Origin of the sequence: Paenibacillus sp. PAMC 26794, assembly GCF_000316035.1 — a bacterium.
GTDB lineage: Bacteria > Bacillota > Bacilli > Paenibacillales > Paenibacillaceae > Paenibacillus.
Genome location: NZ_ANHX01000052.1, coordinates 47,505 through 68,928 on the forward strand (window position 1 = coordinate 47,505; position 21,424 = coordinate 68,928).

A 21,424-nucleotide genomic window follows, 5' to 3' on the forward strand; every position below is an offset into this window, starting at 1 on the left:
CAAGCTTACATGAAGGAGAGATTAAGGATGAAGATTACCGCGTTACGTTCAGATCAAATCTATGAGGAGATCATCCAGGCTGCACCCGATGAGAAATTGGAGTTATACCGCGAGCGAATGATGAGTCCACTCATGAACAAATGGAACATTCAACAGATTCCTTTTCGATCAAGCGAACCTAATGGCTTCGATGTAATTATGATGAATAACTTTATGAATATCGCTCCCGCAGATATCACACCTGAGATTAACGAATCGTTAGCAGCGATCTCGTCTGAAACATTTTGGCAACAGTGTCATGAAGCTGTTTGTACGAGTCTATCCACCTTTACAGATCACGGGATTGAGCTATCGGTCTCCGAATATCTATATACGATTTTATTAGGCGACAAGAACAGTCCTTCACTCACCATGAACGAAGGCATCAGCGGAGATGGTGGAATCCCGGGTTATATTATTGCGAACCTGATCCCCAATGGGTATACTCTACCTCGTATGCAATCCGTGTTAGCCCATGAATGCAATCATAATGTGAGATATCAATATATCCAGTGGAGTCCACAGATTACGCTTGGGGAGATGGTGGTTAGCGAGGGGTTGGCCGAGAGCTTTGCAACATCCCTGTATGGAGAAGAGTTGCTAGGCCCATGGGTAGCCAAAACGGAACTGGAGACTTTGAATAACGTTATCAAGCCAAAAATGAAAGACCAGCTGCATGTCACCGGTTTTGACCAGATCAATCCGTATTTATACGGCGATGAACTTGCAAGATTGCAAAACTTCACGCCCGTAGGTATGCCCTATGCGGCTGGCTATGCCTGCGGTTATCACTTAATCCAATATTATCTGAACAAAACAGGTACACCGATCACCCAAGCAACCATCACTCCGGCAAGTGTTATCCTTGCTGAAACAAAGGAATTTTGGAATGAAGACACCCTATTTCTCCATTAAAGATATCATTCAGATTACAGGCATCACCAAACGCGCATTACATTATTACGATAAAACGGATCTATTGAAACCGAGTAAAGTCGAGGACAATGGTTATCGGTATTACGATCAAGAGGCACTGGGAAATTTGCAGATGATTCTGTTGTTCAAAGAAATGAATTTCTCCTTGAAAGACATTGCAGCCATGATGCAACTTTCGAAAGGTGAACAAAAAGATATCCTAAGAGAGCATCGCAGTACACTCGTTCAAAGAAAACAAAAGCTCGAAACCATCATCGACCAATTGGACGAGTATGTGGATGGGACGGATATCTCTCATCTTAATCTATTTGACGACTCTTCCATTCTGCCCATCCAAGAACAATATGAATCCGAGGCGAAGTTTGTATATGGAGATACCGAGAAATATCAGGAATTCGAAGCTAATGTGAGCGAGCTGTCTGCGGAAGAACAAGAAAAAGCCTACCAGCAGTTCTCGGTCAACATGGAGCAGGTATTTCATGCGTTGGCGAGACATCAGGATCTGTCTCCTGCTTCTGGTGAGGTACAAGCGTTAGTGTGTGAATGGAAGAGTTGTCTGGAGCAGTTTATGGTCTGTGATATTGAGATTCTGAGATGTATTGCTGAAGCCTATACGACGGATCGTCGCTATGCGGGTTATTTTGATCAGTTTGGTGATGAGGATTTTTTGAGGTTTTTGTATCAAGCGATTATGGTTTATGTGGAGGGTTGGGAGGTAACTTGATGCAAATGTTTCTTCATATGGCTATACACTTGATTACGGGCGGAACGATTCTATTACTTTTTCTAAATAAGCGGTTATCTCTTACTAAAGACTATATAATTACTATTGTTTTGGGTTGTATTATTGCTATCACTCCTGACATCACTAAGTACTTTGGTGATATATTGTTACATTCTCTTGCTATGGTTCCCTTAATTGGAGCTGCATATGGCTGGATCATCTATAAAACCTTAAACGTTCGGTTCTTCTGGGCATGGATAAGTACGATCGCCACATTATTCATCGGGCATCTTCTTATAGACCTTCTCGGTAATGGAATCAATTTGTTCTATCCTTTTACGAACCAAGAACAGAATTTCGCGATCTTGGGATCAAATAATGAACTCATCATTTCTGCGTTGTTAGCCATTGCCACTGTGATCACATTAATTTATAAAAAAGTTAAACCCATTGCAATAGTTTCATTAGTACTAGCAGCTTCATTTGTTGTAAGCTTAGGAATTTCCAATGCAATAATAAACTACTCTTTGCAACAACGTTACTCCGTCAATGACCCGCAATATATTATTGTCTATCCAGATAACACCCCATATCACTGGAACTATTACGTAAGAATTGATGAACTCACTATTATTTCCGGCAAGGGAAATTATTTCACAGTGACAAAATAACCGCACAATTATTAATGAACATCTCAAGACTCAATTTGAAGGTCTAAATGTAATAAAAAAGCTGTAGCGGTCCAAATTGGAATCGCCACAGCTTCTTCTCTACTTCCCTGTCCCCCGCTCGAAATATACGTGCAACCGATACAAACAAGTCTCTTTCGTCCAGCGATACAGCAACGCCTTTTCCTCCGCATCCCGCACCTGAAAATTCAGCGAAAACAGGCCATCCTCGAATCGCGTCATACTGCCCTTCGCCCCGCTCCACATTGACATCGGCATGTCGATAATCAGTTTCTCAATCCGTGTTGCCGTCTTCTCATTCCATTCCCATAGCGCAAGTTTGCCTTTGTCCGAAAAGTCTTTCCGTTTCCGGTATTCCTTCTCCGTCAGGTACGTATGGAAGAACCTTGCCATCTCTCCTGGTGTGATCGGGTCCATCCAGCGCGCTTCGCCTCACTCCAGCATGTATAGCAGCACGATCATTTTGTAGCTTTTGTTCATGAGTGTCTTCTCCACATCACGCAGCCACGCCTCATGCCGAACGTACACCTCTCCCTCAGCCGGGGACAGCAGCTCCGCCCAATAAAGAAATCCAACATAGGAGCCAAATTCGTTCCGGTACCCGATACTCTTCGAACGTCCCATTAGGTGCAGCTCCAGATACGTCGGAATACGCCCTAGTTCTCGCTTCACACTCAGAAAATCCTGATGAAGCTTCTCACGGCGCGGTAACCGTTTGCGGCTTAACTCCTGAAGCAAATTCACCACTCGTGTCTCCAGATGAACGCCGCAGTTGTCTGGAACTTCAGGTACAGCCGAATCCATCACTTTTCCGCTTCGTTCCTCGTCACCGCGTACATCCAGCAGACTCAGCTTCACATCCGCATTCCGGTAGTTTCCGATCAGGTCGATGATGACACAATGTGATTTGCCCTCCGCCAGCCGAAGACCACGGCCCACCTGCTGGGTGAACACGGTGAGCGACTCGGTTGGACGCACGAACAATAGCGTATCCACACGTGGAATATCCGTCCCTTCGTTGAACAGATCCACCGTCAGCACAATCTCCAGTTCACCTGTATCAAGCTGCCGGATAGCTTCCTCCCGCGACATCTCCGATGTGCGCGAATGCAGACTGAGTACCTTCACGCCCTGACTGCGAAAATACGCAGCCAAATAATCAGCCTGCCGGATCGAAGAGCAAAAGCCAATCGTTCTCGTCTGCTTGTGCCGCCGCCAGGCCGCATAAATTGTCTCCACATGCTCCTCTTGTAACTGAACAGCCATGAGCTGTTCTTCATCATACTTTGTCCCGATCCAGCGGATCTGCGAATAGTCCGTATCGTCGAATACTCCGTAATATTGAAATGGCGCCAGCCAACCTCGCCGGATAGCTTCAATAAAATGCATCTGGTACGCCACATTCCCATCACAGAGCGCATACACATCTTTGCCATCCAGTCGATCCGGGGTCGCCGTGATGCCCAGCAGGAACTTCGGCTGAAAATGCTCAATCACCGACATATACGTCTTCGCCGCCGCATGATGGAATTCGTCCACCACGATCAGATCAAATGCATCCATCGCAAACTCATCCCGGTGCTTCTGCATACTCAGCGTAAAGATCGAAGCATACACACAATCCGCCGCCCCATCCTTGTACTGTCCGTTATAGATCCCATGACTGCGCTCCGGCATGATCCGTTGAAAAGACTTCTTCGCCTGGAACAGAATCTCTTCCCGATGCGCCACAAACAACACCCGCTGGAACCTCTGGGCAAAGAAACCCGCCAGATACGTTTTGCCAAGCCCGGTCGCCATGACGACCATCGCCTTGTCGTACTGCTCCTCCATCGTGCCATGAAGTGCTTCGAGGGTATCCAACTGCGCTAAGCGCGGTTGAATCGGCACCAGCGACAGCTCGGCGGTTTCTTCCTCTTTGTCCTCTGGCAGACCCGTCCCAAACTCCGCTTCTTCCATCTCCGTGATGCGCTGGATCATCTCCGGGTTCTTCTGGTGATATTTGCGATACTCTTCCTCATACAGTTCAATCGAATCCGGGTTCACGGGCAATGTTGTCTCGTGGTAGAAGCTCTGCATGAACTTGTCCAAAGCTGATTGGAACGTATACGGCTCCGCTTCCGCATTCATCGCGAGATTCCATTCATACCCCGTTTTCAGCGCCGTGAACGAAAAGTTCGAAGAGCCGACGATCAGCAGCCTTCCCCGTTGTCGTGATCGAACAGATACGCTTTCGGGTGAAAAGAAGTGCCCATACTTCGCCACAGCCGTGTCTCGATTCGTGGATCAACCTTACACAGCGCCCGCAATCCTTCTGGCTGTGTTATGTACAGATAATCTCCTGCGAGCATCCGTACTTCTGCCCCACGCTCAGCCGCCCGCTTTAAGTGCGGGGCCAGCAGTTTCACCCCGGACTGCATAATAAAGGACGTCATAATATAAATCCCGGATGCATGCTGCATCCGGGCAATCAGTTCGTCTGCCAAGTTATCTGTAATGAGTTTAACGTTAAGCTTCGTCGACATCGATCAGATACACCCGCTCCTGGAATCCACCGCGCGCCTCGGCTTTGTCCGCCCGTAGCTTATCCAACTGCGCCGCATTCGCTCCATGCACCTTCGCCAGCGCCCGGATCACTTCGAGCATGTCGGCCAGTTCTTCTAGCGCTTCCTGATCGCTCCCTGCACTCATGTATTCTTCCGATTCCTCTTGCAGCTTTGTTCTTAGTTCTTGCTTATATTCCTCCAGGTCCAGAATCCGTGTAGGGTTCATTGTATGAAAGTATCTTCTCAAGGTACTCATCAATTTGCCAGCCATGTGCGATAGCGGCCTCTAGGATCGTAATGCACTCTGGAATAATTTCTTCCGGATGGTCTAATAGAAACGTAATATATTCTTCAAGCACTTCCTTATCCCCCATTAAAATATGGACCGCATATCGATTAGCTTTAGCGAAATTCCGGAAGTCATTTACTACTTCAAGCCCTCCTGCGTCAAGTCTGTTAACCCAACCCAGTTCCTAGTATTTGTCAATACATTCTAGTAATTCCTGATACCGTTCTAACTTTTACAGGGCTAGACCTTTCAATAAGTGAGATTTTCCGAAGTAATAAACAAGTGGCCTATTGATTGTGAGACGCTTTTTCTTGTTTTTGGCTTCTAGGAATTGAGCCTGCTTGTATACTTCGTTTGTGCAAGAATATAAGTGGTCAGATATATGTACTACTCGTTCCATTTGTTCAGTCCGATATACCAACTCAAGCGTTTGCACTAGATAATCTAAGTTAGTTATGTCTTGGATTTGTAAATTCACTCACGAAAAATACCTATTCATTCTATTTTTAACCCATTATATACCTAATATTTTCCAATGTTCAATGAAATTTGATTTATCTAAAAACCTTATAAAACGACAAATTCAGGAAGAAATACAATGTCGATATTTGATTTATATTGTCTAAAAAATTACCTAAAGGATCATTTTAATCTTTATGGATTAATTTGTATTGAATTTCAAGTATATCCCAAATATAGTTGGTTTATAAACAAGCAAAGGAGGATAGTTTTTAAAAGATGTAAGGTTCTAGCAAACGCAATAAAAAATTTCATTGAATACAACTTTATAATTTAAATAATACTTAGGAGGAATTATTTTTGAAGAAAAAAATTTTATCAATACTACTTGTATCATCTCTTACTATGTCATTTGCTAGTTCAGTGTTTGCTGCAGATACACCAAAGTTAGGTTATAAATGGAGCAGTAAGAATATTACGTATCAGAATGATGGATCAAATACAGTCTTTAAACGTCTATGGACTACTGGAGCAAAAGAATGGAATGATGCCACAGTAGTTAACTTTTCGTCTGGAACCAATTCTAATTTTACAGCAGGAAATAAGACGGTTGCTAATGCTACATGGGATGGAATTATGGAACCTGTCTATAATGCTAACAAGACTTTTAAATCTGTTAAAGTTTGGGTGAATGATTTCTATACTTCACAGTTCGAGTACATCAGTACAGATAATGCAATTCAAAGTATTGCAACGCATGAATTAGGTCATGCTTTAGGTTTGGCACATGCACCAGAAAGAACATTATCCGTAATGGTTCCAGCAACTTTTTTATCAGATGGGAAGTTTGCTCGTCTTCAATATTTCCCGGGAATTGGAGATGAAAACTCCGTAAACAGTATTTACAACAACAATAGTTTAACGTCAGAACAATCCATTTTGAACGAAAATGACTTTGTAGAAGGCAAAGAACTAGTTAATCTTGATGTATCGTGGAGCAAGTGGTATCTCAATCTAAAAGATCTTACAAGGGATGCTGATCTGGTTGTTAAGGCAAAAGTAACAGCCCAAAACGGTACAGTTGTAACGGGTGAGAATTTTTATGATTATAAGCAAAAGTCCGAAATAAACATCCAAAAAGTTCTAAAGGGTGATTCTGCTTTACTCAACCAAAAAGTCACACTCTATCAAATGGGTGGTGAAGATAAAAATGTTGTAGTCAAATATCATGGAACAACTCCTCTTGTTGAAAATGATAGTGTAATTCTCTATTTAAAGAAAATTGGCGACAATGAGTATATTCCAATCAATGAGGATGTGAGTATTTTTAAAGTGGGAACTAATGAGCAGCTTATAAATTTACAAAGTCTTAAGATCATCTCTGAATTGACACTTATAGAGGAATCTACACATTAAAATGATGGAATGAATACAGCGGCCTTAATTGGCCGCTGTATTCATTCCATCCATCTTTACTGCTCTATAGTAAGTCTCATTATCTTTTACTGCAATATAATCGTCTGTCTCTACATTTTTTACTTTAAATAATTTTGTCCCTTTTTTATACTTGTTGGAGAACAGATTCGGTAATTTATTACTTTCATTTGTAGAGTATTTTTTAATTGTTCCAATTTCGATTTCCACATCAGTTGTAGTAACAGTTTCAGTTGTCACCTTGTAAATCCCATTCTCCCAAGTTACGACATCAAATGCCCAACTTTGAAGTTCATTATGACCTGAGTTTGAGCATGCCACAAGTAACAACATTGAAGTCAGAATGAATACAAAAGTCCTTCTCATAAAAAAACCTCCCACTACAAAATGTTGTTATCTCATAATCCGGAAAATTCGAACAGCAAGAATTTAAAGCGCAAATATGTACATAATATTACCAATAATGTTTTTTATTGTCCACACTATGCTGTGTAATTCATCATGAAATTCTGTAAATTATCATTTATGTCAGAAGTATGGTCGTAGGAAAGTTAAAAAAAACTTGGAAGAAGCGCCTGCGAAGCGGCGGTAGCCCGTAACCAGATGTCATATACTTTACCTAAATCCATCTAAAAAACGTTCTGTCTTTGATTACGATAAGCTCTACATGTAAAAAGTATTTGCTGAATTCATCAGAATACTTTGATTATGCTGAAATGCGATAGTATAAATAAAGATCTGCAACTTCAGGAACAAAATTATAGATTTCATCCTTAGAAACTTTAAATTAGAAATTCGTTAATCAGATTATATTTTTGCCTTTCCGGCAATCCGTACAAGTTCTAATCGCTCTTCATTTGTATTAAAGTAAGCTAACCTGTTCGTTGGTTTACTGGAACAGATTAAATATCACGCTCTAAAGTCCACTATTTTAAACAGTGAAACGGAGATTTTATCTTCAGAGATTTGTGCTTTTATCTCATCACATTAGCTCTGACATTATATTAACTAGGTAACAATCTAATCTGCAATGACACAATGTTCTTGTCCTCAGCTTGGGACAAGAACTTGGTTCCTTAAATCAAAAAAAGCCGCTGTAATAGCGACTTTAAATGGAACAATGTTCTTGTCCCTTGATATAAGTCGGGAGGCGTCCAAGTTCTTGTTTGACGCCCAGAAAATCCTGATGCAATTTCTCGCGGCGTGGCATCCGCTTGCGGCTTAACTCCTGAAGCAGATTCACCACTCGGGTATCCAAATGAATGCCATCCAGCAGGCTAAGCTTCACATCTGCATTGCGGTAATTCCCGATCAGGTCGATGATAACACAGTGTGACTTTCCTTCGGCTGTATAGATCGTTTCCACATGTTCCTCTTGAAGTTGGACGTTCATGAGCTGTTCTTCATCATACTTCGTGCCGATCCAGCGAATCTGCGAATAATCCGTGTCGTCGAATACCCCATAATATTGAAATGGCGCCAGCCGGGGTCGCCGTAACGCCCAGCAAGAACTTAGGCTGAAAATGCTCAATCACCGACATATACGTCTTCGCCGCCGCATGATGGAATTCGTCCACCACGATCAGATCAAAGGCATCCAACGCAAAACCATCCCGGTGCTTCTGCATACTCAGCGTAAAGATCGAAGCGTAAACACAGTCCGCTGCCCCATCCTTATACTGCCCGTTATAGATCCCATGACTTCGCTCCGGTATGATCCGTTGAAAAGACTTCTTCGCCTGGAACAGAATCTCTTCCCGATGCGCCACAAATAACACCCGCTTGAACCGCTGCGCGAAGAAACCCGCCAGATACGTTTTGCCAAGCCCTGTCGCCATGACGACCATTGCCTTGTCGTACTGTTCCTCCATCGTGCCATGAAGTGCTTCGAGGGCATCCAATTGCGCAAAGCGCGGCTGGATCGGGGCAAGCGACAGCTCGGCGGCGGTTTCTTCCTCTTTGTCCTCAGGTAGACCTGTGCCAAATTCCGCTTCTTCCATCTCCGTGATCCGCTGGATCATCTCCGGGTTCTTCTGGTGATACTTTCGGTACTCTTCCTCATACAGCGCAATCGAATCTGGGTTCACCGGCAAGGTTGTCTCGTGGTAGAAGCTCTGCATGAATTTATCCAAAGCCGACTGGAACGTATACGGCTCCGCCTCCGCATTCATCGCCAGATTCCATTCATATCCCGTCCTCAGCGCAGTGAACGAAAAGTTCGATGAACCGACAATCAGCAGTCCTTCCCCGTCGTCATGATCGAACAGATACGCTTTCGGGTGAAAAGAAGTGCCCATACTTCGCCACAGCCGTGTCTCAATTCGGGGATCAACCTCACACAGCGCCCGCAATCCTTCTGGCTGTGTTATGTACAGATAATCTCCCGCGAGCATCCGCACCTCGGCCCCACGTTCTGCCGCCCGCTTCAAGTGAGGGGAAAGTAGTTTCACCCCAGACTGCATAATAAATGACGTCATAATATAAATCCCGGACGCATGCTGCATCCGGGTAATGAGTTCATCTGCCAAGTTATCTGTAATGAGTTTAACGTTAAGCTTCGTCGACATCGATCAGATACACCCGTTCCTGGAATCCACCACGCTCCTCAGCTTTGTCTGCTCGAAGCTTATCCAGCTGGGCCGCATTCGCACCATGCGCCTCCGCCAGCGCCCGGATGACCTCCAGCATGTCGGCTAGTTCTTCCAATGCTTCCTGATCGCTTACTGCACTCATGTATTCTTCCGATTCTTCTTGCAGCTTTGTTCTTAATTCTTGCTTATATTCCTCCGGATCCAGAATGCGTGTGCGGCATTCCTTGCCACTGGAAGTGATAATATGCGGAATCTTGTCCCGCACCAATTTGTTGTATTTAGGCATGTGGTATAACATCCTTTCTGCTGTGAGGGCCTTCGGGCTATGCGCCAGAATCTCCCTTTTTGCCATTATACCATTTGCTATGGGGAGGGATGGGTGGATTTTATAAAGTGGTTGGGATGGAATGAGGAGATAAAAATAACCCATGACTACTCGTATTCGAGTTGAAATGGGCATTTGAATATACGTAATGTCTAATTGTTTGGCATCCAACTGTGGATCAGAAGGATTCTATCCCAATAGTTTTGCAACGATCGAATTCGTATCCATTGTTTCTTTATTAATTTCGACCAAGCAAGTGTCATCATCCATAGCTGGTTCATATCCGATTCTAACCTTCTCAATTGAATACTTGTTCTTAGTATCAAGAATATACTCTATTAATTTCTGAGCTTTTAACTTTGTTTCTGAATTTTCTCCGCTGAACAATTCCTCTTCAGGAAAATTAATTACAAGATCTCCAAATTCCTCATCGAATGAAAATACAATCATCACATCGTTAAAGGTATGACCCAAGCTAAGCTCAGACAATAAAAGATTCCCTGATCCCTTAGGAGAAAAAATCTCTTCAAAGCTCTCTATTTGCTGAAATTCAATATCGTTTTCACTACGGTTATCATAAAAGTGAGAACTTTTGATCCGATCCACCTGAATGTTCAAATCATTTTTAATGAATTGATCCAGATTATTTTTGTTAAAATCAATTAAAATGATTTCTAAACTTTCCAAATTCACAACCTCCATCATTGATCGATAAATCCTTTGAATGAACCATCTTGGTTAAGCCTTGCTCCGCGACAATCAGGTAAATTCTTTTCGAGGAAAGTAATACCTCTATTATTTGTGATTTTCTTAAATTCATCTGGAGCATCAAGTATATCCTGTAAATGCTTTTGAGCTACTTGATTAATTTGTTCAGGCCCACCTCTAACTCTTCCCCATATCTCTGGGTTTCGCCCTGCATGTTTCTGCAAAGCATGTCCTACAACGGTTTCTCCACCTTTTTTGGGAGCAGTAGCAGAACTAATAACGGTATCTCTGTTAAATATCACAGGGTTTACACCATTCAAGTTATCTAGCTTAGACTTTGGAAACTTCAATCCTCCAGTCGGAACCTTATACCCCTTATTATACGTTCCTGTAAAAGCCAACACGAGCTTAGCAGCTGTAAACCTCCTATAGAAACTGCTGCTTGCCATGCTGGTATGGATTCTCCAGTTATGGGATGACGACCTTCCTTAAACGCACTAATCTGTTCATCATATATATCCCCACCGCCAGACTCCGGTTGCTTCGGTCCAGCTCTCATTTCTTCATAGGTGCCACCATTTTCCCAATACTTAACAAACTCTTTTTGCCCTGGCATTCCATCCTCTGCTTCACTGGCAGGCATGTTAACTCCAAACAAAGGATTATATACCATTCGTCGTTGCTCTTCTGGGTTACCTGTATTATGGTTCATCATTGTATGGGCAGCAATCTGTCCAGCAACGGCTCCCAAGCTCACCTGTTCCTGATCTGCTTGTTCGAATCTCTCCGCAATCGCGGACAGATCTTGGGATGACTTAACCATACTTTCCAGTGCTCGATCCAGTACAGGACGTGACTGGTGAAAATCATAGAAAAATCGTTCATGCGTTGCTCCCGCCCACTGAGACTGGATGAATCCGATCCGTGCGGTCAGGTCATTACGTATCTCTTCCAACTGCTGTCTACCCTGCTCAATCTGTTTAGATACATGCAGCAGTTGCTCTGGGGTCACTTTAATTTTACTCATATCATTCTCCACTGTTAGAAATAGGATTTCACTATGTTAGCAGAAGCTTGATGTATATACATCCCTCTAACATCCTGATTTTTCCTTTCCCCAAATAAATAACTTTCATTACTTATAACCCTTCAGTCCCATTCCATATGAAAAGAACCTCCAGGTCATCATGGCACGCCTTATGTCAGGAAAAATTTGTTGAATTATCATTCAATCGAGTGGCTAACTCCTCTAATATGTCTTCCGTTCGTTGATAAAGCTTTTCGATGTTATCAACATCTAAATATTGATCCTCTTGGCGTTCCTCTAAAGATGACATATGTTGCATCGTGCCGATGAACAAAGCGATATCCAATCCGGGTTCAGTGTCCGTATGCACTAGAGGCAAGATTTCATTCATGGTGAGTTCTTTGGGTGGATGAACTGAATGATACTTATAGATATAAAGCGCCTTAATCATGGAGGCTAGAGCCCAATCGCAGAGAATCAGGCAGGTTTTGAACTGATTGTGATTACGCATGATGGCGGCGAGTTTGAGATGATACTTAGCATGTTGGTGATAGGCCATTATTGAGGTACGTAGCATATGGTAAGCAGAAATATGTTTGGATCTAGGTTGTGTGGAGATATCATGGTCTTGCAAACGTGGGGTAAAATCTACTTGGTGATTACATTGTGCTTCGGTTATGGACCAATTTCTTGCCATTGTCATCCCTCCAAAGAGTTAATACCAGTATTATACAATAAAATGATACCTATAGTAATCAAATAAATTATTTGTATTCTTCGTTTGGTGTTTACCTTGAGGAAACTTGTCTACACTTTTGAACATAGAGAGGTGAATACCATGAACGAGGACAGAGAAGTTTTGAAGCTGGTCGGAGCCAGAATTCGCGCACTACGCAAAGAAAGAGGGTATTCACAGGAATCCCTCGGAGAAAAAGGTGGATTTCATTTTTCATACATAGGACAGATCGAACGTGGAGAAAAGAATGTTTCTTTGGTCAACTTGGCAAAGATCGCTGAGTCACTTGAAGTAAACTTAATACAACTTTTCGCTTATGTAGACGAGGATTTTCATTTCACAGAATCAGAAGTAGTTATACAGGAGATTGTAGCCATGTTGAGAGACGCCTCCCCTGACAGTATTCAACTAACCAAAAATGTGATACGAGAGATATTGAAATGAATCTGATAAGATTGTTTATGTAATTACATGAGATCTAAATCTTGCATGTTGACATTAAACTATTAAAGATATTTCAATCATTCCTAAAAAAGAAAAGTACAATTCACATAATATGTGAATTGTACTTTTTTTGAAATCCATTAATATAACATCCATTCCTAAAAAAATCATAAATACATGAAATTGAATATCTACACCTTAAAGTATAGGAATCATTTTTATTTTCCTTTTTGAATATATCATTAAAAAGCAAATAAGTTTTACTCCAAATCAATATCAAATTACAAGTTAAGAATGAAACTAACCTCTCTTTTTAAATCGGATTAAAGACTCTCTGAGTTTAATACTTTCATTTTGGCTTGCTCCCCTAATTTTTCTTAATGTATGGATACCACTCAACTCCCAACCCACAGTTCCACCTAACTCAGCTAAAATATTGTCAACTGGAATTTCTATCCCAGCATAAGAAGAGGTGCTCACAACAATCCACATTGCAGCATCTTTATTTGATACATTGTAGATATTATTTAGTACCTGTTCCATATCTGCAAAATATGAAGAGACCATTCCTGGTATACCTTTGTCCCATAGAATAGAAGATCTCTCTTTTAACATTTCTACTAATCCCTCCACCTGTTGTGATGAAGACTTATCATATGTGTCCCATTTATATTGAACATGGGAGCGCAATGTTTGACTTCGCAGAAACTTCAAATCGTCTTGACTTTTTACAAAATCTCCTAAATATAACTCTGGACGATATACATCTGTATAATCAAAAGAATTTAAATATGGAGGCGAAAAAACTGTCAAATCAAACTTCTTCTCCCCCATAATTTTACTATTGAATGAGTTCAATACACTATTATTTATAAAAGTCTGTTCACTAGTCCCTAAAGGGACTAATGTTACATCTCTAATAACCTGTCTAGCATACATCTCAAATCTATTTCTTAATTCGATTGAACTAAAGCCCATCGAACTCCAATCCCTTTTGTAACGTAAACATTTCCCATCTCTTTTAGCATTAGAGCAATCTGCCATAGCTGAGTACAACGCTAACATGAAAGGAGGAAAACCTTCTGATATGGATTGAATTCCTTGTTTCAGTGACTCAAAGCCTCTCAGAACACTGATATTATACAACCATTTTTTTAGTTCAGGACGGTAAGAAAACGTTGAAATATTCTCAAGTGGACTCTCAACTTCATATGGTCTTATAGAGATTATTTCTTTTAGCTGTTTTAGTAAATATTTTTCAGATCTTTTAGTTGATACTGATTTAGCTCTACTTACATATGCAAGAAAAGGATTCACTTCAATAGCTAAGGAATCAATTGAATTTTCAGCAGCAACTAGTGCAGTAGTACCTGAACCAGAAAAAGGATCTAAAATCACCATCTCTTTATTATTTTCTAGTTTATATTCATTAATGGCTCTTTGCACTAATGCAGAACTATATCCTTCTTTAAAAGAATACCAGCGATGTCTTGAGTGTTCCATATTTACATTAAAATTAGGGATGCAATCTTCTGAATAGTCTTGATGTAGTATAGCATTACTCATTTTTTGCGTTACCTCCGAATCTCACTAGCTGTCTCTGATGGTAAAAATAAAACATAATAATCGCCTTTCATGTGTTTACTTTTCTCATCAATAACACTATTAGTACTATGTTCTCTTTCATGTCTTCCATCATAACAAACTAAAACACCCCTAGTAGCTAAAGGGTCTCTACCTAAATACACAAAAATTTGATCCATTCCTTCTTTTATACGTTGTTCATCAAATTTTGTTTTTGCTGCATTAACGCCTAACCACTTTATTTCAATGACAAAAACTTCACCTTGGAAGGTCTGTATCTCAATATCAGTTCTTTCTTGACTTATAGAATGCACTTCAGTTCTGACTCTACCGTCAATTAAGTTTTGTTCAATCCACCTAAACAAAGAGTTTTGTAATATTTTCTCTGTTTGCCTTTCAGCAATTAATACCCTCTTTCTCCTATCATTCCAAAAGAACTCCATTTCCTTTGGAAGTTGAATTTTATGATGATCTTTTATCAATAATGCATATGATGAACCTGATCGACCATATTTAGTCAATCTTGGTTCACGCGCTCCTGGGGCAAGTACATCTACCTTTTTTCTGATGACACCATTAATAATTGTTTGAATTACTGTGCCTTCAACCCTTATAAAGATCCTCTCATTATCCGCGGAAAAATTACTTATCTTATCTAGATCTGCAACTAGGATGTCGGAGATAGGAAGAAAATTATTTTGCAAATCAATTTTAATACACTCTCTACCACTTTGCCTACAATGCATTATATCCTCTGCTACTAACTCCATATCACTATCGAGTTTTTCATGCAGTTCAAAGCCAAAAACAATATTTCCATTTTCTTCATTTATCCTTTTGACTAACTCCATTAATTTATTGAGGAAATTCTTTACTCTTAGTATATCCGTTTTGAATGCGCCAGCAATTAAAGTTGATGCATCACCTATAAGTTCAGACAACAGAACCTTATCATGTCTCGATAACTCCATATCAATCAATCCAATCATTATCGTCATTATATTGTTTACTCATAGAACGCTGTTCAAGAAATTCTATTAAGAAATCAGCCATAAACCTATCAGACATTTCAATTTTATCCATTTTAAACATTGTTTCCATTTTGATAATAACTTGGATCGTGAGATTTGTTTCATAGTTACTTAAATCTAGTTTATGTCCGTAACCTTTATGCCCAAGGCGAGAATAGGTTGGCTCAGCATATACTAAATCCTTAACTCTATTAAAAGCATTTCGATTAGATAGAGATTCACAAATTGCTTCAACAACATTATGTCTCTCAAAGATACTCTCACTGTTTGAGATGAGTTCTTCAACCCACTCTTCCCCTAAACCAGTAATTTCATAATTAGATACTATTTTACCGTTATTCACAACAATATCAGTTATATTAACTAGTCCCCAAAAACCTAGTAAATCGGCAGCATTTTGTATTTTTTGATCGTACGGTCCATGATGATATGTTTCGTAACCGTTGGTTGCAGATATTATATGTCTACAAACCACCAAAGAATCTACAAGATATAAAATTTTCTGCAATTGTAGTCTACCTAGTTTTTGATTATGACTCTTACTAATTTTTAATACTATAGCTACATCACGAACACGCTCAATCAGCTCCTTTGTGATCATAATTTGCAGCCTCCATAATCTCATCTCTTATATTTTTCAAATCCTCAGAATTTTGTTGTACATCTGATAAATTTCCTATTTCAATTAAATCTAGGATATTAACACTTACATGTTTTTTTTCTTTGCTCTCGACTAACTTGTAAGCTAAACCTAACCTTTGTAGGTTAGTAGATGCAATTATGGAATGTCCTTTTTGAATGAATTCTCGGAACATTGTTGCAGCATTATCAATATAACTAACATCTAGTGCTGATTCAGGAGTTTCACAAATAAATGAATTTTTAGATCCAGTCAATTCATAAGCAAGATGTAATAAGGCTAATCTCATAGCAATATCTAAGAAAAATCTCTGTGCCTCAGAGCAATCCTCTGGACTCTCTCTAACTACGTTATTAAAAACAGGGTTAAAAAGAGTAATCCCTAAGAATTTATCTCCACCTTTTCTTTGTTGCAAAGTGACTTTAGAACCTAAGAATTCATAAGCAAATTTACTAAATAACTCTTCTAATCTGTGTATTTTTTTTTCAGCAGAATCTAAATAGCGATCATATTCATTATCTAGGTTAAAGCTTTCTTTCCGAATTAATATCTCGAGCCCTTCGTACTCTCTAACTGCTCGCTGCAATTCCAATTGTAAATCTTGGGTGGAAAAATCAGTTGGATCTAAATTAATTTTAGTTGAATCTTTAGGTTCGTAACTATTGTATTTATCCAGCTCTAATTTTGTCTCAATTTGAGAAATATCATTCTGTAATCTATTGAAGAGGTACCTTATATTATTTAACTCGTTATCAACAATTAACTTGGCTTTTATCTTTTCTTCAAGTTGGGAATGAACCTCAGTAATATCATTCATTGAAATATTATTACTATGTCTCATCCCACATATAGCACATTTCCCTTCTTTCACACGTTCTATTGCTAATTCTTTAAACTCATTGGACTTTGTACCACATGAAGGACAAAGCCCCAAATCCACTAATTTTCTTAAATATAATTGTGATCCCAAAGTTGAATGTTGAAGAGTGTACGAAATTAGTTCAGCCTCAAATGTTCTTTGTTGTTCTGATAGTTCATAAATGATCATCCTTAAGTTAGCTTCTTTTTCAGATAAACTGTTAATTGTTTGTTCATATTCAGTTCTTTTAGTTATTAATTCTTTAAGATCATTAGTTATTTTCATTATTTCATCATGATGCAATATATTTAGTCTTTCGTCATCTGTTGTTATATCTAACTCCATTATTTCATTATTTTCATCATCTAAAGTTTTACTAGTCATCCTAACTTCGTACTCTTTTTCAAGTTTATTGATTTTAACCTTTAAATGTCTCTTTTTACTGTCTAATTCTTTCAATTCCCCTCTTCTTAATCTAAAATCACCTTCGTTAATGACATCACTGTTAAGTAACATTAGTATCCTTACTTGGGCATCTAGATCCCAAGTAATTCCTCTGCGATTCTCAGCCAGATACAATAATCTATGTACTAAAAATCTAAAATCTTCAAAACTGTTGAAATTCCCCTCTTCACATATAATCTGTTCGTAATTTAGATTAGCATTGTTTGCTCCATATACCTTTGTATCGGAACCCTTAATTACCTTCAATTTTATTACAGATGATTTATTTAAATTTCTAACTACAGTAATTTCTGTGTCTCCTAGTTCAAAGACTACTTCAATATGAGCATTTGATCGATCTGGAACCCTCTTGTTAAAAAAGTTGTTTGACCATCTGAAGTTCGTTAGAGGTTCTATGTTTGAATTATCCAATCCCGATGCTAATCCATAAACTAGTGACTGCAATATCGTCGTTTTACCTAACCCATTTCCTCCTAGTAGTATTGTTAATTGTGAATTAGTATTAATTATTACTTCTTCAATATTAAACATCGGTCCATAACCCGTTAGTGTTGCCTTTTTGATATATGGAAGTCGAACTGTCATTTAATTCACCTCATACATTTATTTTATTCTTCATCCTTCAAAAAATTTTCTATACACATTGAATTTTATGAGATTATGTTATCATTATCCAACAATAAACCACCTTTTACCACTATAAAGTACAATTCTAATCTAAAGAGCCTGCTGTACAAACAGGCTCAGTAACAGCTCAAACAATACACTTATTCGCCACCGCCACCATCCTCGCAGGCATCTCATCCCGTAACCGCCATACAAAGCTCATCGGCTTATTCCCCTCATGACTCACATAATCCGCTTCACCCAGGAAAACAAACGGAGACGTATAATTATGCTCCTCCTTATACTCCCGCACGAATAAGGCAATCCGGTTGCCTGTCTCGCGATGATGAACATACCGCTGTGCAGTAGCCGTATGCTCTGATACCCGGCTCTGAGTCTGCCAGTGGAATAACCGCTCGTTGATCGCATAATCCTCATACAGCGTAGATGGTGAGAAATCTTTGTCCGATTTGTTCAATGTAATGAAGAAAATATCCGTCTGCTCATCGGCAAAATACTTCACGCCTTCACGGAAGGCGGGTGATTGCTCAGCGTTCCAGTAGCCGAAGGCGGCGAGCACTTGGTCGATGGAGTACATACAGTGGATATCCAGTGGACAAGTGTACGGAAACAAATTGCTTTTATCCACAAATCGTAGATGAGCCAAATTATATTTGAAAATATCCACAAGCTCTGCTCGGAATGCCTCAGAAGAAAGCACACGCTGCACACCCTCTTCGATGCTGCTCAGTCCTAGCTTCTCGGGCGCAGCTCGATGGAAGGTGTAATAGAACATAATCAACATGCGCCGTTCATCGGCGGTAGTCGGTTCTTGGCCTTTTTCGATATAGTCGATCAGGAACGTCAGCCAACTTCGTGAGTTGATCGTCAGCACAGATGGTAGTCTGCGGATATATTCCTCGTATTCATCTTTAATGGGTGCTTTTAATCCAGCTTCGGCCAACATGCCACGGAAATATCTTTTCCCTGTACGTCCACCATACAATTCATATAGTGTCATCCCGTGATGCTCTACAAAATGTCCCAAGGTCGGCGGCAGTCCGGTGTCTTGCTGGAACGTTTGCAGCTTCTGGATCAACGCTCTGCGATTACGACTAATTTGCTTCAAGTTGCGCATGATGTATTCCTTCGCTTGCTTTTCCAATTGAATGAACGTGCCACGAGGCAGGTTCGAAAAGCCGTTCTCGACGTAGTACGAGATGGAATGTTTGGTGGCGCCGATCAGGGCGCGGAATTTATCTTGGAACCTGTACTCCTGATGCGCTAGTCCGATGAAGTCGAGCACAGTCAGGCACTCTTTGCCATCCGCCATCCGTAGTCCACGTCCCAACTGTTGCAGGAATACGGTCAGACTCTCGGTAGGACGTAGGAACAGGATGGTGTTCACCTCAGGGATGTCCACGCCCTCATTGTACAGATCCACGACAAAGATCATGCGCAGTTCCCCGTTCACCAGCTGTCCTTTCGCAGAATGACGTTCCTGTTCCCCCGACCCACCATGAAGGGCCATGGATGGAATGCCGGCTTCGTTAAATATTTTTGCCATATACAAAGCATGATCCACCCCTACGCAGAAACCAAGCCCCTTCACATCGTCCAGATCAGTTACGTATTTGTTCAGACTTTGGATGATCTGGTTGGCACGAATTTTGTTATGAGTGTAGAGCTTTTCCAGTTCGTTCAGATCGTAGCCTTTACGCGACCACTTCACCTGAGATAGATCGACAGTATCGGTAACGCCAAAATATTGAAAAGGGCTCAGGAGCTTGCGGTCAATTGCATCGGTTAGACGGATCTCGGCGGCAATCGTATGATCGAAGTAGGCGGTAATGTCTTTGCCATCCATCCGTTCCGGTGTTGCAGTAAGTCCTAGCAAAATCTTAGGTTCATAGTGAGACAACAGCTTCTGGTACGAAGGCGCAGCGGCATGGTGGAATTCATCCACAATGATGTAATCGTAATAGTCTGAGCTGCTGATCTCCGTCAGCTTCATGGAGTTAAGACTCTGAATACTAACAAACAAGTGATCCAGCGCCTCCGCTCGGTAATTGCCCACATGCAGCTCGCCAAAGTTCATATCCTTCAGAATATACCGGAACGTATCCCGGCTTTGCTTCAAGATTTCTTCCCGATGGGCGACAAAAAGCAGCTTTGCTCCCGCATGTCTTGCACGGAATCGTTTGTAATCGAAGGCAGAGATGACCGTTTTGCCAACACCTGTGGCGGCGACGATCAGGTTGCGGGTTCTTCCATACAGCGTACGTTCAGCGTGAAGCTGTTCCAGCACTTCCTTTTGGTAATCGTAAGGTTGGATGTCGAGGTGAAAGTGGTTGGACTGATCTTTTTTACGATTCAGAGCCGCCTTCAACTGCGCCTCATGGCCTTCATCCTCAGCCATATACCGCGTAAATTCACGGTCATTCCAGTAACTCTCAAAGGTCGCTTCAATCTTGCGCAGCACGTCGAGTGAATCCTTCTCCGTCACCTTGAGGTTCCACTCCATACCACTGGTCAGCGCCGGGTTGGACAGGTTGGAAGAGCCGACATAGGCGGTGGTGAATCCAGTATCACGGTGGAAAATGTACGTTTTGGCGTGCAGCCGAGTCACTTTGGTATCATACGAAATCTGGATCTCTGTGTTAGGTAATTTGCTAAGTTCAGTGATGGCCTTCAGGTCGGTTGCTTCCATGTATGTAGTTGTGATGATACGCAGCTTGCCACCGCCCGCGGTAAATTGTTGAAGCTGTTCCAGTAGCAGACGAAGCCCGCTGAATTTGATAAATGACACCAGCCAGTCGATCCGATCGGCGGTCACGATCTCCTTTTGCAACTCCAATAACATACTCGGCTCGGACTTGGCACCTGTGAACAAAGAGCTTTGGGAGATCGGCGTATCTGGACGAACGATCTTGGTATCCCGGACCGCACGAATGCTGTTCAGTTTGGAATACACATGAGTCAAGACTTCCCCCTGCTCATCCAGTTGCAATTCGTTGTACTCTTCTTCCCCAAGCGTGCCTTTCAGGGTAGCAATAATCTCATTACACGTTCGGATCTGCGCCAACACTGCCGTCTTATCTTCCGTCTGTTCCCGCACAATCTTGAGCGCTCGTCGGGTTACCGCCGCCAAATACGTGGACAGCAGCTTGCGCGCTTCCTCTGCATCCAACTTCTCGGTCCCAATGTTATACACATCCGGGTCCAGCGCCGAAATCTCATGCCTGGTGATTGTGTTGATAAGCTGTTCATATATGCCTTGTTTCATGAATGT

General features: G+C 41.1%; 19 protein-coding genes and 1 pseudogene. 5 read left to right on the forward strand and 15 right to left on the reverse strand.

The window, feature by feature from the left end; genetic code table 11:
- The first annotated feature begins 27 nt into the window (after positions 1-27).
- The 3 genes from D829_RS0118600 to D829_RS0118610 are packed head-to-tail and all read left to right on the forward strand — an operon-like array spanning position 28 to position 2,370.
- Positions 28-954 (forward strand): DUF2268 domain-containing protein, encoded by a 927-nt coding sequence (locus D829_RS0118600; protein WP_017690430.1) that lies wholly within the window; start codon positions 28-30, stop codon positions 952-954.
- Positions 929-1,699: a MerR family transcriptional regulator gene (locus tag D829_RS0118605; RefSeq protein WP_017690431.1), complete on the forward strand. Its 771-nt coding sequence runs from the start codon at positions 929-931 to the stop codon at positions 1,697-1,699. The genes D829_RS0118600 and D829_RS0118605 overlap by 26 nt, the downstream gene beginning before the upstream one ends.
- Positions 1,699-2,370, forward strand: coding sequence for a metal-dependent hydrolase (locus D829_RS0118610; protein ID WP_017690432.1), 672 nt, complete (start codon positions 1,699-1,701; stop codon positions 2,368-2,370). The genes D829_RS0118605 and D829_RS0118610 overlap by 1 nt, the downstream gene beginning before the upstream one ends.
- Before the next feature lie 99 nt (positions 2,371-2,469).
- Here the strand turns inward: D829_RS0118610 and D829_RS32525 are convergent.
- Positions 2,470-4,913, reverse strand: a pseudogene (locus D829_RS32525) (DEAD/DEAH box helicase family protein).
- Positions 4,897-5,205 carry a nucleoside triphosphate pyrophosphohydrolase gene (locus D829_RS0118620; protein ID WP_017690434.1) on the reverse strand — a complete coding sequence of 103 codons (309 nt, stop codon included), beginning with the start codon at positions 5,203-5,205 and terminating at the stop codon, positions 4,897-4,899. The pseudogene D829_RS32525 and the gene D829_RS0118620 overlap by 17 nt, the downstream one beginning before the upstream one ends.
- Before the next feature lie 837 nt (positions 5,206-6,042).
- Between D829_RS0118620 and D829_RS0118630 the strand changes: the two genes are divergently transcribed.
- Positions 6,043-7,098, forward strand: coding sequence for a matrixin family metalloprotease (locus tag D829_RS0118630; protein WP_017690436.1), 1,056 nt, complete (start codon positions 6,043-6,045; stop codon positions 7,096-7,098).
- A 24-nt stretch (positions 7,099-7,122) separates the two neighbouring features.
- Here D829_RS0118630 and D829_RS31475 read toward each other — a convergent pair whose 3' ends face one another.
- The 8 genes from D829_RS31475 to D829_RS31490 all read right to left on the reverse strand — a co-directional run bounded on the left by D829_RS31475 (position 7,123) and on the right by D829_RS31490 (position 12,464).
- Positions 7,123-7,482, reverse strand: a complete 360-nt coding sequence (locus tag D829_RS31475; protein ID WP_017690437.1) for a hypothetical protein — start codon at positions 7,480-7,482, stop codon at positions 7,123-7,125.
- A 742-nt stretch (positions 7,483-8,224) separates the two neighbouring features.
- A complete protein-coding gene (locus tag D829_RS34080) occupies positions 8,225-8,509 on the reverse strand; it encodes a hypothetical protein (protein ID WP_051154015.1) in 285 nt (94 codons plus the stop codon).
- A 13-nt stretch (positions 8,510-8,522) separates the two neighbouring features.
- Positions 8,523-9,683 carry a DEAD/DEAH box helicase family protein gene (locus tag D829_RS31480; protein WP_051154017.1) on the reverse strand — a complete coding sequence of 387 codons (1,161 nt, stop codon included), beginning with the start codon at positions 9,681-9,683 and terminating at the stop codon, positions 8,523-8,525.
- Positions 9,667-9,993, reverse strand: a complete 327-nt coding sequence (locus D829_RS0118645; RefSeq protein WP_017690438.1) for a nucleoside triphosphate pyrophosphohydrolase — start codon at positions 9,991-9,993, stop codon at positions 9,667-9,669. Before D829_RS0118645 ends, D829_RS31480 begins: the two co-directional genes overlap by 17 nt.
- Positions 9,994-10,221: 228 nt before the next feature.
- Positions 10,222-10,725 carry a hypothetical protein gene (locus tag D829_RS0118650; RefSeq protein WP_346773283.1) on the reverse strand — a complete coding sequence of 168 codons (504 nt, stop codon included), beginning with the start codon at positions 10,723-10,725 and terminating at the stop codon, positions 10,222-10,224.
- An 8-nt stretch (positions 10,726-10,733) separates the two neighbouring features.
- A complete protein-coding gene (locus D829_RS31485; protein WP_017690440.1) occupies positions 10,734-11,090 on the reverse strand; it encodes a hypothetical protein in 357 nt (118 codons plus the stop codon).
- Entirely contained in the window at positions 11,087-11,767 is a 681-nt protein-coding gene (locus D829_RS0118660) for a WXG100 family type VII secretion target (RefSeq protein ID WP_017690441.1), read from the reverse strand. The genes D829_RS31485 and D829_RS0118660 overlap by 4 nt, the downstream gene beginning before the upstream one ends.
- Positions 11,768-11,942: 175 nt before the next feature.
- The gene (locus D829_RS31490; RefSeq protein ID WP_017690442.1) at positions 11,943-12,464 is read right to left on the reverse strand and encodes a hypothetical protein; all 522 of its coding nucleotides are present in this window, start codon (positions 12,462-12,464) and stop codon (positions 11,943-11,945) included.
- A 141-nt stretch (positions 12,465-12,605) separates the two neighbouring features.
- Here D829_RS31490 and D829_RS0118670 point away from each other — a divergent pair, with 141 nt between their 5' ends.
- Positions 12,606-12,947 carry a helix-turn-helix transcriptional regulator gene (locus D829_RS0118670; protein WP_017690443.1) on the forward strand — a complete coding sequence of 114 codons (342 nt, stop codon included), beginning with the start codon at positions 12,606-12,608 and terminating at the stop codon, positions 12,945-12,947.
- A 300-nt stretch (positions 12,948-13,247) separates the two neighbouring features.
- Here D829_RS0118670 and D829_RS0118675 read toward each other — a convergent pair whose 3' ends face one another.
- From D829_RS0118675 to D829_RS0118695, 5 genes are all read right to left on the reverse strand, one after another.
- Positions 13,248-14,513: a DNA methyltransferase gene (locus D829_RS0118675; protein WP_017690444.1), complete on the reverse strand. Its 1,266-nt coding sequence runs from the start codon at positions 14,511-14,513 to the stop codon at positions 13,248-13,250.
- Between the two features lie 8 nt (positions 14,514-14,521).
- Positions 14,522-15,529, reverse strand: coding sequence for a hypothetical protein (locus D829_RS0118680; RefSeq protein WP_017690445.1), 1,008 nt, complete (start codon positions 15,527-15,529; stop codon positions 14,522-14,524).
- The gene (locus D829_RS0118685; RefSeq protein WP_017690446.1) at positions 15,504-16,163 is read right to left on the reverse strand and encodes a hypothetical protein; all 660 of its coding nucleotides are present in this window, start codon (positions 16,161-16,163) and stop codon (positions 15,504-15,506) included. The genes D829_RS0118680 and D829_RS0118685 overlap by 26 nt, the downstream gene beginning before the upstream one ends.
- The gene (locus D829_RS0118690) at positions 16,141-18,111 is read right to left on the reverse strand and encodes an AAA family ATPase (protein ID WP_017690447.1); all 1,971 of its coding nucleotides are present in this window, start codon (positions 18,109-18,111) and stop codon (positions 16,141-16,143) included. The genes D829_RS0118685 and D829_RS0118690 overlap by 23 nt, the downstream gene beginning before the upstream one ends.
- A 169-nt stretch (positions 18,112-18,280) precedes the next feature.
- Positions 18,281-21,418, reverse strand: a complete 3,138-nt coding sequence (locus D829_RS0118695) for a DEAD/DEAH box helicase (RefSeq protein WP_017690448.1) — start codon at positions 21,416-21,418, stop codon at positions 18,281-18,283.
- Positions 21,419-21,424: the final 6 nt, after the last annotated feature.

Excerpts from the sequence above, each read along its gene's own strand:
- D829_RS0118600 (WP_017690430.1), top strand. The coding sequence starts at position 28 with ATGAAGATTACCGCGTTACGTTCAGATCAAATCTATGAGGAGATCATC.
- D829_RS0118605 (WP_017690431.1), top strand. The coding sequence starts at position 929 with ATGAAGACACCCTATTTCTCCATTAAAGATATCATTCAGATTACAGGC.
- D829_RS0118610 (WP_017690432.1), top strand. The coding sequence starts at position 1,699 with ATGCAAATGTTTCTTCATATGGCTATACACTTGATTACGGGCGGAACG.
- D829_RS0118620 (WP_017690434.1), bottom strand. The coding sequence starts at position 5,205 with ATGGCTGGCAAATTGATGAGTACCTTGAGAAGATACTTTCATACAATG.
- D829_RS31475 (WP_017690437.1), bottom strand. The coding sequence starts at position 7,482 with ATGAGAAGGACTTTTGTATTCATTCTGACTTCAATGTTGTTACTTGTG.
- D829_RS34080 (WP_051154015.1), bottom strand. The coding sequence starts at position 8,509 with ATGAACGTCCAACTTCAAGAGGAACATGTGGAAACGATCTATACAGCC.
- D829_RS31480 (WP_051154017.1), bottom strand. The coding sequence starts at position 9,683 with ATGTCGACGAAGCTTAACGTTAAACTCATTACAGATAACTTGGCAGAT.
- D829_RS0118645 (WP_017690438.1), bottom strand. The coding sequence starts at position 9,993 with ATGCCTAAATACAACAAATTGGTGCGGGACAAGATTCCGCATATTATC.
- D829_RS0118660 (WP_017690441.1), bottom strand. The coding sequence starts at position 11,767 with ATGAGTAAAATTAAAGTGACCCCAGAGCAACTGCTGCATGTATCTAAA.
- D829_RS31490 (WP_017690442.1), bottom strand. The coding sequence starts at position 12,464 with ATGGCAAGAAATTGGTCCATAACCGAAGCACAATGTAATCACCAAGTA.
- D829_RS0118670 (WP_017690443.1), top strand. The coding sequence starts at position 12,606 with ATGAACGAGGACAGAGAAGTTTTGAAGCTGGTCGGAGCCAGAATTCGC.
- D829_RS0118675 (WP_017690444.1), bottom strand. The coding sequence starts at position 14,513 with ATGAGTAATGCTATACTACATCAAGACTATTCAGAAGATTGCATCCCT.
- D829_RS0118680 (WP_017690445.1), bottom strand. The coding sequence starts at position 15,529 with ATGACGATAATGATTGGATTGATTGATATGGAGTTATCGAGACATGAT.
- D829_RS0118685 (WP_017690446.1), bottom strand. The coding sequence starts at position 16,163 with ATGATCACAAAGGAGCTGATTGAGCGTGTTCGTGATGTAGCTATAGTA.
- D829_RS0118690 (WP_017690447.1), bottom strand. The coding sequence starts at position 18,111 with ATGACAGTTCGACTTCCATATATCAAAAAGGCAACACTAACGGGTTAT.
- D829_RS0118695 (WP_017690448.1), bottom strand. The coding sequence starts at position 21,418 with ATGAAACAAGGCATATATGAACAGCTTATCAACACAATCACCAGGCAT.